The sequence below is a fragment of the Aporhodopirellula sallentina SM41 genome (genome assembly GCF_000346505.1).
Lineage (GTDB): Bacteria > Planctomycetota > Planctomycetia > Pirellulales > Pirellulaceae > Rhodopirellula > Rhodopirellula sallentina.
The window spans coordinates 1-17,558 of sequence record NZ_ANOH01000257.1 but is presented as its reverse complement, the minus strand read 5'-3'; the positions used below and the strand labels follow the sequence as shown (position 1 = coordinate 17,558).

At 55.7% G+C, this 17,558-nt stretch carries 12 protein-coding genes; 8 read left to right on the top strand and 4 right to left on the bottom strand.

Going from position 1 to position 17,558, the window contains the following annotated elements:
- Nucleotides 1–318 precede the first annotated feature (318 nt).
- On the top strand, nucleotides 319–2,094 hold the full coding sequence (locus tag RSSM_RS17095; protein WP_008681377.1) for a glycosyltransferase: 1,776 nt from the start codon (nucleotides 319–321) through the stop codon (nucleotides 2,092–2,094).
- 45 nt (nucleotides 2,095–2,139) lie between these two features.
- Nucleotides 2,140–3,177 (top strand): galactitol-1-phosphate 5-dehydrogenase, encoded by a 1,038-nt coding sequence (locus tag RSSM_RS17090; RefSeq protein ID WP_008681376.1) that lies wholly within the window; start codon nucleotides 2,140–2,142, stop codon nucleotides 3,175–3,177.
- Here the strand turns inward: RSSM_RS17090 and RSSM_RS17085 are convergent.
- Together RSSM_RS17085 and RSSM_RS17080 are read right to left on the bottom strand one after the other, a co-directional pair.
- The gene (locus RSSM_RS17085; RefSeq protein ID WP_008681374.1) at nucleotides 3,167–4,066 is read right to left on the bottom strand and encodes a diacylglycerol/lipid kinase family protein; all 900 of its coding nucleotides are present in this window, start codon (nucleotides 4,064–4,066) and stop codon (nucleotides 3,167–3,169) included. The genes RSSM_RS17090 and RSSM_RS17085 overlap by 11 nt on opposite strands.
- The gene (locus tag RSSM_RS17080; RefSeq protein ID WP_044302843.1) at nucleotides 4,063–4,800 is read right to left on the bottom strand and encodes a phosphatase PAP2 family protein; all 738 of its coding nucleotides are present in this window, start codon (nucleotides 4,798–4,800) and stop codon (nucleotides 4,063–4,065) included. The genes RSSM_RS17085 and RSSM_RS17080 overlap by 4 nt, the downstream gene beginning before the upstream one ends.
- A gap of 179 nt (nucleotides 4,801–4,979) precedes the next feature.
- Between RSSM_RS17080 and RSSM_RS17075 the strand changes: the two genes are divergently transcribed.
- The 5 genes from RSSM_RS17075 to RSSM_RS17045 all read left to right on the top strand — a co-directional run bounded on the left by RSSM_RS17075 (nucleotide 4,980) and on the right by RSSM_RS17045 (nucleotide 16,041).
- Complete coding sequence (locus RSSM_RS17075) at nucleotides 4,980–6,212, top strand: TIGR01212 family radical SAM protein (protein ID WP_081613816.1); 1,233 nt, start codon at nucleotides 4,980–4,982, stop codon at nucleotides 6,210–6,212.
- The gene (locus RSSM_RS17070) at nucleotides 6,193–7,179 is read left to right on the top strand and encodes an exonuclease domain-containing protein (RefSeq protein ID WP_008681369.1); all 987 of its coding nucleotides are present in this window, start codon (nucleotides 6,193–6,195) and stop codon (nucleotides 7,177–7,179) included. Before RSSM_RS17075 ends, RSSM_RS17070 begins: the two co-directional genes overlap by 20 nt.
- 423 nt (nucleotides 7,180–7,602) lie before the next feature.
- Nucleotides 7,603–10,122, top strand: a complete 2,520-nt coding sequence (locus tag RSSM_RS17065; RefSeq protein WP_008681365.1) for a glycogen/starch/alpha-glucan phosphorylase — start codon at nucleotides 7,603–7,605, stop codon at nucleotides 10,120–10,122.
- Nucleotides 10,123–11,669: 1,547 nt separating this feature from the next.
- Complete coding sequence (locus RSSM_RS17050) at nucleotides 11,670–12,068, top strand: BlaI/MecI/CopY family transcriptional regulator (RefSeq protein ID WP_044302839.1); 399 nt, start codon at nucleotides 11,670–11,672, stop codon at nucleotides 12,066–12,068.
- A gap of 1 nt (nucleotide 12,069) precedes the next feature.
- Nucleotides 12,070–16,041, top strand: coding sequence for a M56 family metallopeptidase (locus tag RSSM_RS17045; protein ID WP_008681359.1), 3,972 nt, complete (start codon nucleotides 12,070–12,072; stop codon nucleotides 16,039–16,041).
- Nucleotides 16,042–16,199: 158 nt separating this feature from the next.
- On the opposite strand, the gene RSSM_RS17040 is transcribed toward RSSM_RS17045, so the two are convergent.
- Complete coding sequence (locus tag RSSM_RS17040; RefSeq protein WP_008681356.1) at nucleotides 16,200–16,496, bottom strand: hypothetical protein; 297 nt, start codon at nucleotides 16,494–16,496, stop codon at nucleotides 16,200–16,202.
- The gene (locus tag RSSM_RS17035) at nucleotides 16,493–17,161 is read right to left on the bottom strand and encodes a HEAT repeat domain-containing protein (RefSeq protein ID WP_236621205.1); all 669 of its coding nucleotides are present in this window, start codon (nucleotides 17,159–17,161) and stop codon (nucleotides 16,493–16,495) included. Before RSSM_RS17035 ends, RSSM_RS17040 begins: the two co-directional genes overlap by 4 nt.
- 161 nt (nucleotides 17,162–17,322) lie before the next feature.
- Between RSSM_RS17035 and RSSM_RS34795 the strand changes: the two genes are divergently transcribed.
- Nucleotides 17,323–17,558, top strand: a 236-nt coding sequence (locus RSSM_RS34795; RefSeq protein ID WP_236621204.1) for a hypothetical protein, incomplete at its 3' end; no start/stop codon positions are given.

The window sequence follows — 17,558 nt, the reverse complement described above, 5'->3', positions numbered from 1 at the left end:
TCGGAAAGCTCATCAGCCGATCGGTTTTCGGGGAGGCGGTATTGGATCTTGTGAAAGATCCTGCTGCATGAGAATCTTTCACAAGATCCACTACCCGGAACGAGAAAAGAGAGCTGACATCACCGCTCGCCACGGTTCCGTGGGATAACCGGGGCCGACGTCCGCCGGCGAATTGGTCAATTGAGGTTTTCGAATAGGTTCCAACACGTCAAACGAAAAGACGCCCCGGAATGTGGACGTGGTGTTTCGCCCGTCACTCCGGGGATCCTGGTGAGATCCACTCCGTCGAATCACTTCTAAAACGGGTTCCTTGATCGCGTGAACGACTCCTTGATCAACGTCGCAATGGTTCATTGCCATTTCGAACCCGGAGGCGTGACCGGCGTCGTTCAGAACCACGTCGAATGTCTTCGAACCGGCGATCAACGTGACGCGATCGGGAAGATCTTGCTGCTCTCGGGAAAACGGGTATCGGGGATTCGCAAAGCAACGCTGGAACACGCCGAAGCGGTGCAAATCCCGGAACTGGACTACGACGCTCTCGCTACCGACGGCTTGTTGTCATCTCTATCCGCGGCAGACGCAAATCAACAGCCCGCATCCGAGCATGCCGCAGAAGCCGGCAGTACTAACAACGAAAAAGGGGCCACCCCAAAACGTTCGTCTTCCTTGGAAAAGATCAGTGGATTCCGGCGAAGCGAGACGGTTCATGGATCGGTCGCCGGGCAACGTCTGTTCGAACTGCTCGACGCGACTCTCCGGCACGAAGGCTTTGAGCCGGGCAACACGGTAATCCACTGGCATAATCACAGCCTTGGTAAGAACGCCGCAGCACCGTTTGCGATCTCGCATCTTGCCAATGCTGGATGGCGACTGCTTTTGCAAATTCATGATTTTGCCGAAGACCAACGTCCCGAAAACTTGCAGCATCTTCTTGCTCAAACGGGAGCGTCGAAGTCATCGACGTTGGATGCGGTTCTCTATCCGTCCCATCCCAATGTCTCCTACGCATGCCTCACCGCGGGCGATGCCGATGTGCTGAAACAGTACGGTTTCGCCGAATCTCGCGTTACAACGATCCCCAACAGCGTACGGCTTCCTTCGGGTGACATGCCCGACCGCGATACCGCGTTGGAGAAGGTCGCTGGCGCGGTGTCCATTCCGACGACGAGCAAATGGGTGTTGTATCCGGTTCGTGGAATCCGACGAAAGAACGTTGGTGAATTCTTATTGGTGTGCCAACTGTTGCCGAAACCTTTCGTCGGCGGGCTGACGTTGAAACCCGACACGACATTGGAAGCGGAATCCTATGAACGCTGGCGCGGCGTCGCGGAGGCGTATGTCCCCAACGTCGTTTTCGATGCCGCTCACCATGACAACATTGCTTACGCCGATAACCTTTCCGCCTGCCACTGTGTGCTTTCAACCAGTGTCGCTGAAGGGTTCGGGATGGCGTTTCTCGAACCATGGCTCGCATCTCGCCGTGTCGTTGCCCGCAACCTGCCCACCGTGACCGCGGACTTTGCAGCCGAAGGCGTCCGACAACCTGACCTATACGACGGCGTTTGGATCCCCGGCGATGCCGCTTGGGTCAAATCGATGAAACAGAATTGGTTGGCTGCATCGCGAGCCGCGTGGGCGTTGCTGCCCGCGGAACTGCGGCCGAGACAATCGGTTGACTCGGTGTTGGATGCCCACGATGACAAGATTGACTTCGCGTATCTGATGCCTTCCGAACAGATTGCAACGATCGCCCGCGTGGCGAATGACGATTCGTTTCGTGCCGAAGTATTGCGGCTCAATCAATCCCTCATCGATTCGATCACCGAAACACCGCCAACGGACCTGATCGAATCCAACCGGCAAACCATTGCGGAGCGGTATTCGCCCAATGTGCAGTGCGAGCTGCTGACAAGGTCCTACCAATCTCTCACCGCGCCGCGAGAAGGCGATGTGGAATATAGTGATGCCGTGACGCGTTCCAACGATCGTCGAATGATCGACCTCGTTGCTCGCTCGCACCCGTTTTTTCCATGTCGCGTCGAGACCCGCCCGGTTGCAACGCTGGCGAGTGAATCATCGTCATCGATGTAGTCAGTCGTCGAACGTGCCGCCCCATCCCCACCAAAGAGACATCAGATGAAAGCCCTCTTGCTAACCGAGTACAAAACGATGCAGTGCATCGACGTCGATGAGCCGGCCGTCGGTCCGGACGATGTCTTGGTGCAAGTCGAAGCGTGCGGGATCTGCGGAAGTGACATTCACGGGTACGACGGCAGCACCGGGCGCCGGATTCCTCCTTTGGTGATGGGACACGAGGCGGCGGGCGTCGTCGTCGCAACGGGAGAGAATGTCACCGACCTGCCCAATGGCAGCCGCGTGACGTTTGACTCCATGGTGTCGTGTGGGAAATGCCACTTCTGCAACGACGGGCATCAAAACCTTTGCGACAATCGGTTGGTGCTCGGTGTTTCCTGCGGTGAGTATCGTCGCCACGGTGCGTTTGCCGAACGGATTTCCGTGCCCCGGCGAATTGTCTATTCCCTACCCGATTCGCTGCCGTTCGAACACGCCGCTTTGGTGGAAGCGGTCAGCGTCGCGGTTCACGCGGCTGCGGTCACACCGATTCAACTCGGCGACACGGCCGTTGTTGTTGGTGCGGGAATGATCGGTCTTTTGACTTTGCAAGCCGCACGAGCTGCCGGTGCGACACGGATCATCGCGGTCGATTTGAACGACAAACGACTGGAAACCGCGAAAAAGCTGGGTGCGACCGACGTCATTCGAGGCGACCAAACCGACGCCCCGGCTGCCGTTCGTGAAATGACCGACGGCCGCGGCGCAGATGTCGCCTTTGAAGTCGTGGGGGCGACACCGACTGTGGTGACCGCCATCGAGTCGGTGAGAAAAGGTGGCGCCGTGACCCTAGTGGGCAATGTCAGCCCGACCGTCGAATTACCTTTGCAATCCGTCGTCACCCGCGAAATTCGCCTGCAAGGAACCTGCGGCTGCAACGGCGAATACCCGCAGTGTATCGACCTGATGAGCCGCGGCGTGATCAACGTGGAGCCGCTGATCACCGCAAAAATATCGCTCGCCGATGGCCCCAAATGGTTCGAGCGTTTGTACGCCGGCGATCCGGAACAAATGAAAGTCGTCGTCTGTCCTAACGCCTGAAATCAGGACCGACGAACATGCGAATCGCGGACGGCACCACCTCGAACTCGATCGGCTCTCTGTCGATCAGCTCGCCGTCCAGCGTAAAACGCATCGGTGGATCGGATTGCAGCCCGATTCGTTTTGCTTTGCGGAAGATGACTTGGTCGCACTCGAGGAAGTTGCCTAGCAAATTGCCTGAAACAATTTCGACCATGTCCATCACGTCACCGTCGCGGATGATCACCACATCCATCATCCCATCGACCGGTGATGCCTCCGGAGCGACTTCGATGTGCCCCGCATTGGTTCGGCCATTTGCGATCAACACCGCCCATGAATCCAGTTGATTGAAGACTTCGCCGTCGACATCGGCGGTGAGGCGATAGCTTTGCATGTCGGCGAGGACACCAACGGCGCCACGCACGTAACAAAACGCTCCCCAGCGTGATTTGACCTCGTCGGTTAACTGTTCCGAGACGCGCACGCAGTTTCCGCCGGCCGCTACGTTCGAGTAATAAGATTCGAGCCCGTCACCGCGGATCCGGATGACATCAATCGGTTCGACCTGACCGGTATTCAACGTTTCGACCGCGTGTTCAACCGGCTCGAGGATGTTGAGCGTCCCCGCAAAGTCGTTTGCTGTTCCCAAAGGGATAATCGCCATCGATGGGCGAGTATCGGGGGCTACCATCATCAAATGGTTTACCACCGCGTGCACCGTTCCGTCACCACCGGCGGCGATGACGGTTTGTCCGCCATCGAGGATGAAACCGTCGATGATGATGGAAAGATTAACGCCTCGGTCGAGCTCCAACCATGTCGTGTCGTGGTTGCGAAGAGCCGCCCGCAATTGATCGATTTGCGTTGACCGTCCCGAGCCTCCGTTCCAAATCACTAGCAACTTCATGATCGCATCTGAGTGTCGATTTTTTTCACGGGAACAGCACGCGTGATCATCCAACACAGCAACGCCCAGACCAATCCTGCGGACCATCCGGCCAACACATCCGTGGGATAGTGAACGCCCATGTAGACACGACTGATCCCGACCAGAAACGTGAGCAGCACGGCGACACCAATCACGTACACGCGTACCCAAAAATGCCTCAACACCGGAGCGATTAGTGCGGCGAGGGTCAGGTAAACCACCGCCGACATCATCGAATGCCCGCTCGGAAAACTGCTCGTGTAGACGTGAGATAGATGGCGCACAATGTCGGGCCTCGGTCGCGCGAACCATTGCTTCATCAGCAGACTCACCGCGATGCCGCCGAGCGTGGAGGCCAGCAGCACGGCGAGCAGTCGATACGACCGGTTGATCACCAGAAAACCCGCCGACGCAGCGATCGCGATCAACAACACCGGGATGCCACCGAGCCCGGTTAGGTCTCTTCCCGCCTCCGCCATCCACTCCGGACCGATCGGTCGCGAAAGGTCATCGCTCCGCCGAAGGCTTTCGACAGCCCATCGGTCGAACGTCGCGGTGTCGCCCTCGGTAACCTCGCCAGCGAGTTCTACGAATCCCCAACTGAGCAATACGATCGCCAACAATCCGGCCATCGCGATCGGTTCGCGACCGCGGACGTACCGAATCAGACGTCGGTGGATGGGGGCAGATTTTTCAGAGTGTGAGATGCTCATGGATCCGCAGTTCTGCAATCTTTGTGCCATGTGAATTCGCTGCTCGCGACCGGCACGAATCGCACCGAGAGGCTGTTTTATTCGGCGGCCGGGCATCTCGACACCGATCCTCCTTGCCGATCCGACCGGGCATGATATCGTGTGGTTTCACTCCGCCCACTCCATCGGCCGTTCTCGAAATGCCACAACCTGATCTCGACCTGAACCGTACCGCCGATGCCCGAGATGATGCCCCAACCGGTGGGCAGAATGCAGTCGGTACTGAGAATCCGGTCGGTACTGAGAATCCGGTCGACACAGAGAATCCGGTCGACACCCCAAATGATCCGCAGGTCGAGTTACTCTCGTGGCAAAAAGAGGGTTTGAATCTCAATGCCTTCGGCAGGGCGCTGCGTCGAAAGTTCGGCGGACGGATCCAACGGGTCAGCATCGACGCCGGATTCACCTGCCCCAACGTGGATGGCGCCGTGACCACCGGCGGTTGCAACTTTTGTGACAACCGATCCTTCAGCCCCTCTCGACGCGTCCGGCTGAAGCGAGTCAGCGAGCAGTTGCAGGCCGGGATCGAGCGAGTCGTTCGTCGTTACGATCGGGTCGACGGTTTCATCGCGTACTTCCAACCAGCGACCAACACGTACGCACCCGTCAATCAACTCGAAGAAATCTATGATCTCGCGGTCAATGCCGACCCGCGGATCGTCGGTCTCGCGATCGGTACCCGTCCTGACTGCACACCCGACAGTGTTCTCGATTTGCTCGAGAAGATCGCCACGCACCATACGGTTTCGCTCGAATTCGGGATGCAATCGGTTCACGACGATTCACTCCGTTGGATGAACAGGGCCCACACCCACGAGGACATGATCAACGCGATCGATCGCGCCCGCGGGCGAGGCTTCGAATGCTGTGCCCACGTCATCCTTGGTGTGCCCGGTGAAGACCACGCCATGATGATGCAGACCGCCGAAGAGATCGGCATCCTTGGGTTCGACTCGATCAAACTGCACAATCTTTACTGCGTTCGCGGGACCCCGCTCGGTGATGAAGTCGAATCGGGCAAGGTTCAAATGATGCAGCGTGAAGCCTACATTCAAACCGTGGTCGACTTTCTCGAACGCATCCCGCCCGACGTGATTGTCGAACGGGTCAGCGGAGACGCGCCGCCGAAGTACTTGATCGCGCCGCAGTGGTGTCTCGAGAAAGCTGCGATTCGTATCGAGATCGATGAGGAGTTCCAACGGCGAGGCACACGACAGGGATCACACTTCGTTGCACCGGAGAAACCGCCGCACGAAAGGGAACGCCCGATCGACAACACACCGCCTGCGATTCTCGATCAAATCGACGCGCGAGGACGTTTGCCCATTTTGAAAATCCAAGGAGGAGTGGTCGGTGGACTTCACCGCGATTGACTTCGAAACCGCAACACGGCGAAGTGACAGTGCGTGTCAACTCGCCGCAGTCCGTGTGCGTGGCGGCGAGATTGTCGACAGCGACTGCTGGCTGATCCGACCGCGGCCGTTTTACATCAGCCCGCAGAACATCCAGATTCACGGAATCACCCCCGCGATGGTGCGTGACCAACCTGAATTCGGCGACCTGTGGCCGGCGATCGCTGAAACGTTGGGCGATGATTGTTTGATCGCTCACAACGCAAGCTTCGATTTGGGCGTTCTGATCGCGTGCCTGCAGACACACGGTCATCCGGTTCCGGAGATGCACTACAGTTGCACCCGAGCGATCGCCAAACGCACCTGGCCGACGCTTCCTCGGTTCGGCTTGAAACCAATTTCGGACTGGTTGGGAGTTCGTTTCAAACACCACGACGCATTGGAAGATTCCATCGCGTGCGCGAAGATCGCGATTGCCGCTGCCGAAGAGTCCGGCGCCTCGTCGCTAGAAGAACTCGAGGCAACACTGAAACTCTCGCGTGGAAAGGCAGGCGAATGGGGCAAGAAGGGGCCATCTGCCGCCCGGAAATCCCAACGCCGCTCGGCACCGCAGATTTCGCGGCCGGTTGATTCCTCCGGGACGGAAATACTGACGAGCCAAGCCGGTCTGGACCTACAGCGATTGTTTGTCCGTGCCGAGTTCATTCGGCCGCTCGCCGGTCAGCGAGTGGTTTTTACGGGGACACTGACCCGAATTGCCCGAGAAGACGCCGAGCAATTGACGCTATGCAGCGGCGGGAAATGCCTCAGCAGTGTGTCGCGTCGCACCAATCTACTCGTCGTCGGTAAGACCGATCCGCGAACGGCACGCTCCGGCCGAACTTTGAGCACGAAGGAGGAGAAAGCACGCGGGTTGATCGCCGAGGGTGCGGACGTTCGAATTGTATCGGAGGACGAGTTCCTCGGACTGATCTCCGCGTCCGATTGAATTTTGGATCAATCTCGCGTCGACCGTGGCCGACTAACCAACAAACAACGGCACAGAACAGGCCTTCACTGGCGATTGAGGGGGGAACCCAGCGGTGCAAAAGAAAATCGCTGGCTCAATGATTGATTCTCAGACCAGATTCCACCAAAACGGGTTTGTTGACGGGCACCTCAATATTCGTAATCCGTTAAGCATTATCGACTTCGGGGCGAGAAAACGACGTAAATCCATCTGGCATTCGCGACATGCGGTTTGCGACAAGGCACGCTCCAATCACCAATTCAGATTGGCCTAGAAAACACGAAACCTTATACTTCGGCGGTTCGATCGATTCACATTCGTGCACCGGTTGCTGCGTCGTCTTAGAAGGTTCGAATTCTCATACGACGGTTCCGCTACTTTCTCTTCGAAAGATCTAAGTTCATGTCCAATACATTGACCGACACCCCTTCATCCGATCAGCAAGACTCGTCGAAGCCCGTACCGACCCTGGGGACGATCGATTTGCCTGAGGATTTGCGTCGTCACCTGACGATTACGCTCGGTCACGCTGAACCCAAGGCACCCGCCAACAGCGAATCGGAACAGGGGTATTTGTATCGTGCACTGGCGATCGCCGTTCGTGACCGTTTGGTTCCGACTTGGCGGAAAACTTGGAATCGGACCAAGGCCAGCAATGACCGGATGGTCTACTACCTTTCGCTCGAGTTCCTCATCGGTCGCTCGTTGACCAACGCGATCCAAAACCTCGATCTCGATGAGGAAGCCCGTAAAGCGTTGCACTACTACGGGATGGAACTCGAACAGATCGCCGACAATGAACTCGATGCGGGGCTCGGAAATGGCGGTCTCGGTCGCCTCGCTGCGTGTTTCCTCGACAGCTGCGCAAACCTGCAATTGCCCGTGGTCGGTTACGGCATCCGTTACGAATACGGCATGTTCCACCAACACATCGAGGACGGACGTCAAGTCGAAGATCCCGATCACTGGCTCCGTGATGGAAATCCGTGGGAGATCAAGCGGGCCGAACACACCCGCCGGATCCGCTTCTACGGACGCGCCGAAACTTACCTCGCCGAGGACGGTACCCAACGCAAACGGTTGGTCGAAACGCGTGACGTGCTCGCGGTTCCCTTCGATATGCCGATCCCGGGATACCGCAACGAGACCGTCAACACGCTTCGATTGTGGAAGGCATCGACGACCGACGTGTTCGATCTCGCCGAGTTCAACGCGGGCAGTTACCCCGAAGCGGTCGCGGCGAAGAACGACGCCGAACAAATCTCCATGGTGCTCTACCCGAACGACGCCAGCGAAAACGGCAAGGAACTGCGACTGAAGCAGCAGTACTTCCTTGTCTCCGCTTCACTGCAGGACGTCATCGAGCGTTGGGTTGAAAAGCACGGCGATGACTTCACCGAATTCGGCCTCAAGAACTGCTTCCAACTCAACGACACGCACCCCGCGTGTGCAGTTCCCGAGTTGATGCGTTTGTTAATGGACGAACACGGCATGACCTGGGACGACGCGTGGGAAGTTACCACGCGTTGCATGGCGTACACCAACCACACGCTTCTTCCTGAGGCACTGGAACGTTGGTCGGTTGGACTGTTCAGCCACCTGCTACCACGTCTGCTCGAGATCATCTACGAAATCAACGCGAGGTTCTTGAAACTCGTCGACCAGCAATGGCCCGGCGATATCGCGATGCGTCGTGAGATGTCGCTGATCGAAGAAGGGGACAACCCACATATCCGCATGGCGTACCTCGCCATCGTCGGCAGTTTCTCGGTCAACGGTGTTGCCGGTTTGCACACTCAGTTGCTCGAAAGCGGCTTGTTCAAACACTTCAGCGAATTGTGGCCTCGCAAATTCAACAACAAAACGAACGGCGTGACCCAACGTCGCTGGCTCTCGCACTGCAACCCCGGGCTGCGTAATCTGCTCAACGAAACGATCGGAGATGGCTGGCAAACCGATCTCAGCAAGATCAGTGATCTGGCTCCTCACGCCAAAGACTCCTCGTTCCAAGAACGTTGGATTGCAATCAAGGCAGAGAACAAGAAACGTTTGACCGAACTCGTCGCCAAGAACACCGATGTCCAATTCGACACGTCGTTCCTGTTCGACGTCCAAGTCAAACGGATCCACGAATACAAACGCCAACTGCTCAACGTGCTTCACGTGATCCATCTCTACGATAAGATCCAGCGTGGCGAAACCACCGGCATGGTTCCGCGTTGTGTGTTGATCGGCGGAAAAGCTGCTCCGGGATATCACGTCGCCAAACTGATCGTCAAATTGATCAACGACGTCGCCTCGGTCGTGAACTCGGATCCGAAGTGCAAGGATCTGCTTCGCGTGGTGTTCTTCCCGAACTACCGCGTTTCATCCATGGAAGTGATCTGCCCCGCGACCGAGTTGTCCGAGCAGATCTCGACCGCCGGAAAAGAAGCATCCGGAACGGGGAACATGAAGTTCATGATGAACGGTGCGTTGACGATCGGAACTCTCGATGGTGCCAACATCGAAATCCGTGAAAACGCGGGCGAAGAAAACTTCTTCCTCTTCGGTCTCGATGCCCAAGAGGTGATGGAAACGAAGAAAGACTACCGCCCCAACGAAATCATCGCTGCGGACTCCGATATCGCGAGCCTGATGAACATCCTCGAGAGCGGACGCTTCAATCCGACCAACCCTGGCCTGTACGATCTGCTGACAGGCGGTCTGCGAAGCCCTCACGACCCATGGGTAACGATGGCTGACCTGCGTAGTTACATCGACGCGCAGGGCGAAGTCGCGAAGGCATATCAGGACACTGCGCACTGGAATGAGATGAGCATTCTCAACACCGCCGGTAGCGGATGGTTCAGCAGCGATCGTACGATCCAACAGTACGCCCAAGATATCTGGGACGTGCGTGCCTTGCCCGCCAACGGCTAGAAGGCAACCCACAACAAACGCAGGGCCGGCCCCACTGGCCCAGGCGAACATCCGCCCGCTAATACACCGACTGACGGATACCAGAACATCTCAAACTATGAAGCTTAGCTTTTAACAGGCAAGCCTCTTTGTCGGGTTTCAGTCCCCCCCTGAAGCCAGGGGCGCCAGCCAAGTCTCTTAAAGGAATTTGCTAAAGTAATCTTGTTTTTCTCCTGTGCGATGCCACCTGAGCTACGAAAGCGATTGAGGCAATGAGCAGGTGTACCGGTTTAGTTAGCGTTACCGATTGCGTTTTGGAGTCTGCGTTCCCTGCGATCAGCCAGACGGCGTAAAGGAGCTTCGATCACTGAGAAGACCTGCTCGATGGGGCAGACGTCCAGTGAGCAGGATGGCGAGAATTGAGCTTCCGCACCAGTTGCGCACATTTTTCCGAACGGAAGCGTCCCAATAATTACTGAAATTTGGAAGTGCGTATCCCGGAGGCGAAAAACTACCTTCGGCAACTTTCAGAATCAGCAACTGAGGAAGTCGTTCGCGACTTCATCCGCAGCCACGTTCGTGAAGTGATGGCCACTGAAGCCACACTGCTCCGCGGGCCCAAGCACGCACCGCGCGTGAAAGATCACTTTCAAACCAGCTCCAGCCCCGGCATCTTCCTTAAGTATTTGAGCGTGAAGAGGTCATTCGTTCTCGTGTGCGCGGCAGGGATGACAACGGAGCCAGCCACTCGTTCAAACTGGCCACTTATCGAATGCTGAAGGCTCTCACTCAATTGCAGACGTGGATTATTAAGGTGCCCCGTGTTCGGCGTCATCAGCCGTTTGATTGAGGACATCAAACTGAATTCGCCAGGAGTCCGACGGTTGAATGCATGGCAATCGTGGAGTGAGGTTGGCATCAAAGGATTAGGTTGAGATTTTTCGTTTTTACATGCGTCTTCACAATGTCCAAGACAACGGGCAGTCAAAGAAGCCTTTGATTAGCTAGATCGCTATTCCAAGATGATCTACGCCAAGGCGAACATAAGTCTGCTCGAAGTCGGCGAAAATCTTCTGTCCTCGATCGATCCGAACGCGTCTCATCGTTGCCATCTGAGCACGACTGCAATTGAGAACACATTCCGCACGGCACGCCGCAAACTCGATCGTGGGACAGGTTTTCGAATTAAGGCCAATCAAGAAAGTCATTGACTTTCACGTCCGTTGTGGGAGGCCGAAAATAGCTATCGTTGTATTACCGGGCGCAAGCCACAACCACTTCTGCAGGCAGTCCAGCGGGCCACACATCAGAAGCGAGCAAACGTTACATCCCCACCCGATACCAATCACGTACGTCTTCGCCAGAGAGCCCATTGCTATTTCCTACTACAAGCAAGCCACCACCAATGTCTTTCAAATCGGCGATACCAACTCACCACTGATCCAACTCAAAGCAGCCTTGCATTTGCGAGATATCTCCGACGGGAAACAAAAATGCTTGACACTGCCAACAGGTGCCAATACATTGACACCTGTTAATTAATTGACACGTGCGGTGCATGAGTACCAATGGCGAAGAAGAAATCAGCCGAGCTCCCGAAACTAGGCGCCCGCGAGCGGCAAATTCTGGACGCCGTCTACCACCTGGGACAAGCTTCGGTTGCAGACGTGCGGTCACAACTGCATGACCCGCCAAGCTACTCCTCGGTTCGAACAATGATGGGAATCCTGGAAACAAAGGGATTTCTTCAACGGCATCGCGATGGAGTTCGTCACCTCTATTCGGCAACTCGATCACGCGAGAAGGCAGGACGCTCTGCGCTGACGCACTTGATGTCGACGTTCTTTGAAGGGTCCGCCAGCAAAATGTTCGCCGCTTTGCTGGATGAATCCGCGTGCCAATTATCCGACGATGAATTGGCTCAACTCCAACAATCCATTGACCAAGCTCGCAAGCAAGGGAACTGACATGTCACTCAGCGACTGGATGTTCGACGTATCGATTAAGTCTTTCGTTGTAATGGCGATCGTGACCTTGATCGCGTTGGTGTTTCACCGATCCTCCGCCGCCGTTCGACACCGGATTTGGACACTCGGATTGTGCGGAACTCTCAGCATCCCTTTGCTCACATGGCTGCTACCGAGCTATCAAGTCAATATTCTGCCGCCGCGATCCGTCGCGGAGGTCGAAACGACAGCCTCGACCATTTCAACGGCTGAATCAAACGAAATGGTCGATCCGCTTTTTAGTAGCGAGGCTCCGCCGCAGTCATTAAGCGCGTTGCCCGATGCAATCACTATCGATACTGCGTCTTCGACAGAAGCAACGCATCAACCAGACCTTGCGCCGACGCCTCAAGATCCGATACCGTCCGTGATTCAAACGCCCTCATCAAACGATTCGTGGTGGATTGTGCTGTACTTGATCGGTGCTGCTGTGTTGTTGGCGACCTGGCTGCTTCGCCAGATCCAAACTTTGACCTGGATATCCAAAGCTCATCCTGTTGACGACGCACACGTGCTCTCGTTGTTGTCAATCGTTTGCAAGGATTGGACAGCGCGAAATGCTTTGTCTCGATCCCCTAACGTCTCGTTGTTGTACCGACAAGATTTGTCGATGCCATGTGCAGCAGGTATTTTCCGCCCTGTCATTTTACTACCAACCGATTGCTTGACTTGGAGGGAAGAACGGTTGAGATCGGTCTTGCTACATGAATTGGCTCACGTTATTCGCCGCGACCTGCTAACACAATCATTGGCCGAAATCTGCCGAGCAGTCTATTGGTTCAACCCTTTCGTTTGGCTGGCCGTCGCTCGTCTGCATGTCGAACGCGAACAGGCTTGCGACGATCACGTTCTCCGCGCAGGAGTTGTTGCCAGCGCCTATGCGGAAACGCTTCTCGACGTCGCACGTGATTATCGTCGACCCCATCGTGCGATCGGACTTGCGATGGCACGCCCCAATGCCTTGCAGCAACGCATCTGTTCATTGCTGGATGCAACTCGCTCGCGCATCGCGGTCAACCACTCCGTTGCCATTTGCGCACTAGCTGCCATCACGATGATCAGCGGTACGGTCTCTGCCTTGCGCCCCAGTTCGATAGCGGGGGAGTCAACGAAAATCGCCGAACAAATTGATAAGCACGGAGTTCAAACTCGTGGTATCGGCCCTGCGACGGAAGTTCTCTTACGTGGAACGGTGATAGATCAAAAAGGCAACTCAGTCCATGATCCGTTGATCGAGATCTCGCTTCACATCGATCGTGACAATCAACTCGTTACACCAACCATTAGCGGCAACTCTTTCGAGGCTTGGCTGCCAGCTTCGGGTTCAAATTGGTACAGCGTCAGCGTGGATGTTCGCCGAGATGACAAAAGCGACGAACGTGCCTTCTACTCAGTCAGTCGTCGTGAACTCCGTGGCTACCTCGAAGAGGGCATGAACATTCAGCTACAACGTCCGACAGGCTCCACCGAGGTTCGTGTCATAGAGGAGAACCACCCCGTCCCAAACGCGAACGTGCAGGTTCAAATCGCATCCGGTCGAACAGCACACGAAAAAACCGACCGCAACGGTATAGCTCGAATCGATCTCTATGAAAACAAGACGCTGTGGTCGATCACGGCGTGGACCACCGACTATCGCGTCGGCGGGTATCAATTCAGTCGCCAACCCGTCCGCGATAACACAGCACCGGTTCACTATGTTGAACTTTCAAAATGTCGCGACCAAACCATCCGGATGGTTGACGAAGATAGAAACGTTATCGAAGGCATCGAATTCCGAATGCAATTGGCAACTCCCGTTCCACATGTGAACTACATCGGCACGACCGATCAGTGGGAATTGAAGACCGATTCAAATGGCGAAGCCGTTCTGAAATACTTCCCAGATTGGCCTGAGGTGCATCGCTACGCCGAACTGCTCAGCCAAAATTGGTTCATTCTTAAGAAGGCGACCCCTGTCGATGACGCACTGGTCATCACACTAAAAAGACGCGCCGAGCGTCACCGAGTGATGGGAACTCTCACGGGTGATCAAACAAACATGGCCGGTTTCAATGTTCGAGCCGGAACTTTCCAGGCTGAAACAGAAGGTCATACCGAGCAACTTTACGCGATCACCGATCCCGAAGGGCACTTTTGGATCGACGTACTTTCCGGAGCAACGTACTGCGTCCACATCAACGACTCAAATCTGACCAGCGATTATTCCGACGTGCTCGCATTCGATCCAGAAACGTCGCAAGTCAATGCACCTGAACTCACCCTGCAAAAAGGTGTCGTGGCCAAGGCTAAGCTGACCGCTGGCAAGGATCGAACCCCCATTGCGAACGCAAACGTGTCTTTTCGAGAAAATCACAGTTACGAATGGATGGAAGATGGAGAATCCCGTGTGGGGGTCACAGGACGAAACACTTGGGCAACCACAAACAAGGATGGAGTTGCATCGATGGTCGTGCTTCCCGGCGCCGTGGAAGTCTCAGCTTCCCAAAACGACTGGCGAAGTTCAGATCGCATTGACGCTGCGGAGGACGGCGAGAATTTCGTTGAAATTCACCGGGAAATCGCAGAACCAAGATTGGTAACAGGGACATTGGTGTTGGCAGACAACATCGATGCTTCATTGGGAGACTGCGTGCTGACCATCGGTGCCATCGATGGCAAGACTCAAGATGAACGGACGCTTCAGCAGAAGGGCGGCGCAACGTTCTCTTTCACAACGGCTGCAACCAAACTCGGGGTGGGCGCCATCACCGACGACGAGCGATTTGCAGGCGTCACCATCGCCCACGATCTCTCGCAACCGATCGTCATCACGATGCATCCGACTCAGACCCTTCACGGGCGTGTAACGAACTCGGACGGAACCCCTGCAGCCGGACGAACGATCACAGCGATTGGTAACATAAGCGATCCGACCACTTCTCAAACAGTTGATCCATTCGGAATGGTCTCGTTTCCTTCTCGAGTAAGACTTGTGAAGCGGAGTGCAACATCGGATGCGCATGGGAACTATGCGATCACGGGATTGCCGTGTTTTTTGGCTACCCATATTTACGCGGAAGGCCAAGACTGGCGACTCGACGAAGTCTATCTGCAACCCGGCGAAAAACGTCCGCCGTTGGTATCGAAACTTCGCAGCACGACGCAGCCGAAAACATCCCACAGACCAATCGCTCAACGTTGGTCAAATCTGATGCGAGACTGCAGACTGGGGGGCTATCGTCCAATGGTCATTCTCTCCCAAGACAATTCCACAATGGATCAGTTCGCTGGCGATCACTTAACAAACTATCTTAAAAATCCTTCTGCGGCGAAGTTCATGACATTGACTTACCATCCGGATCCTGCTGAAGCCGATTTCACAGCGACCCAGAACTGGGCCGTTCCCAGTGACAACAAGCTTACTGCAATCGCTTACGACAAAGTGGGAACCGAAATCGGACGCGAAACGTTTGACGTCAGTGATCCAGGCTGCGTCGCTCAAGCGTCAGCATTCCTCAATCAACACGCCCCGGAGGATGTTGACATGGAGGAAGCTTGGAACGAAGCATTCGCGGTGGCGAAGAAAACCGACCGTCGGGTTTGGGTGCGATTGAGCGGACGCTATTGCGGTCCATGCTTCACATTCGCTCGCTGGCTGGATGACCACAGCGATGTCTTGAGCAAGGATTTTGTGATGCTGAAACTGGAGCAAGGTTCCAGTTCAGAGAACAGCGAAATTGTGAACCGATTGACGGATGGCAAGCATGTTGGCATCCCTTACCACGCCATGTTCACGGCCGACGGAACCAGGGTCATCGACAGCAATGGCCCTCTGGGAAACATCGGATCCCCATCCGGATTTGAAGGCAAGCAACATCTGAAAGAAATGCTCCAAGCTTCCTGCAAGCGAATCTCGAACTCCGAAATCGAATCAATTATCTCAAGCCGCTAGAAAAGGCTAAGAAACTCGACTAATCGCATGACTTATCACGTTCGTGCTGCCGCGTGCAAATGAATTCGCGCTCTTAAATTCTTTGACTGCGTGTTTACGACTCCATGGCAAGAACGCCATGCCCGGGACTTCCCATTGGCTGGCACCTTTTGGTTTATCTACCGCGGTGGTTCGCCGTGGACAGTGGGAGTCGCGTACGCCGGACGCACGCCGCTGATGATCGCTGCGGCACTGCCTCCTGACACGATCGCGATGACGACCCAAACGAGCCTCGCGGCAAACTTGCCAAACCGGTTCTCGATATGGGCGACCGATCGAATTTTGTAGGGGGCATCCCACGGCCCCAGCGCGATTCCGGTCGCAATCACAGATAGTGACAGCGCCAAACAACTGACTAGAAACTCATCCGGAGTCAAAATGCATCCTCTCTGTTCGCCGATTGGCGATCGAATCAAACGTCGCTCTGGCGCATCCGGCGTCGGATTTGTCGACGCTGCATCCGGGCGGTTTCTAAATCGGGGTTGATGTCCAGGCAATAATCCAACGCTTGCAGCGCCTTCTCGAGGTTTCCGTTCAGATAGCGGATTTTCGCCAAGCTTTGCCACGCCAAGTAATGAAACCGGCAATGCCAAAGGCAATTCTGATACGCCCGTTCGGCACGTGCGAAATCTTCCAACCCGTGCCAGCAGATGGCTAACTGATGATGCGCCTCCGCGTACATGGGAGCTTGATCGATCAGAATGAGAGCTGGAGATAGGGCGGCGGCGTACTCACCGCCATCATTCAGGTGCATCACCCGCAGCAGTTGCTGGTGATGCAGCGGGGCTGCGTCGCGAACGAGCACCGCACGAAAGGAATCATCAGCCACCAACCGTACCCCGCGGTCTGTGTCCGAGATTGCTCTCCCGAGCGAGTCGATGCATTTGCGATCCCCCAACATACCCAGTGCGAGCGCCGCAGCCCGGCGCTGCTCGACCACACCTCGGGCGAGCAACGATAGCAGGGTCGCGGAGGTGTAGGATTCGTCCACTTCGTGAGCGAATCGGCAGGAGTTTGCGGATTGGAGGTATCTTCGGTAGGCAGCCGTCAGTCGGGTGGTATGGACTAGGGGTGTCGTCACGTTGGCATCCATTTGGGGCGTTATATTCGTTTCAATTATCCGTCTGCTACGTCATCGAGGTCAAAGATCCTTTTTATTTCTCTCCCCCATTTGACTTTCCGATGTTAGACCGATCAAGCTGACAGGCAAGACGACAAATCAAAAAGAATTTGGGAGGCAGAATGAGCTACGGCAGCGGAAAAGAGCGACGCGTCCGCAAACGCTGCCGTGCCGCCCATTCCTCCGCGTCGGCCCGAATCACATCCAACTCCGGTGTGCAGTTTGCCATCCAAAATCCACGCCGAACGGCGAGAGGCGACTTGGTGTTTTGCCGGACACTCCGCGGAAAGATAATCGCCTTCCCACCTCTGTATCTGTTGTTTAACGCCATCCTTTGGGCCGCGGTCGGGGCCGTTTC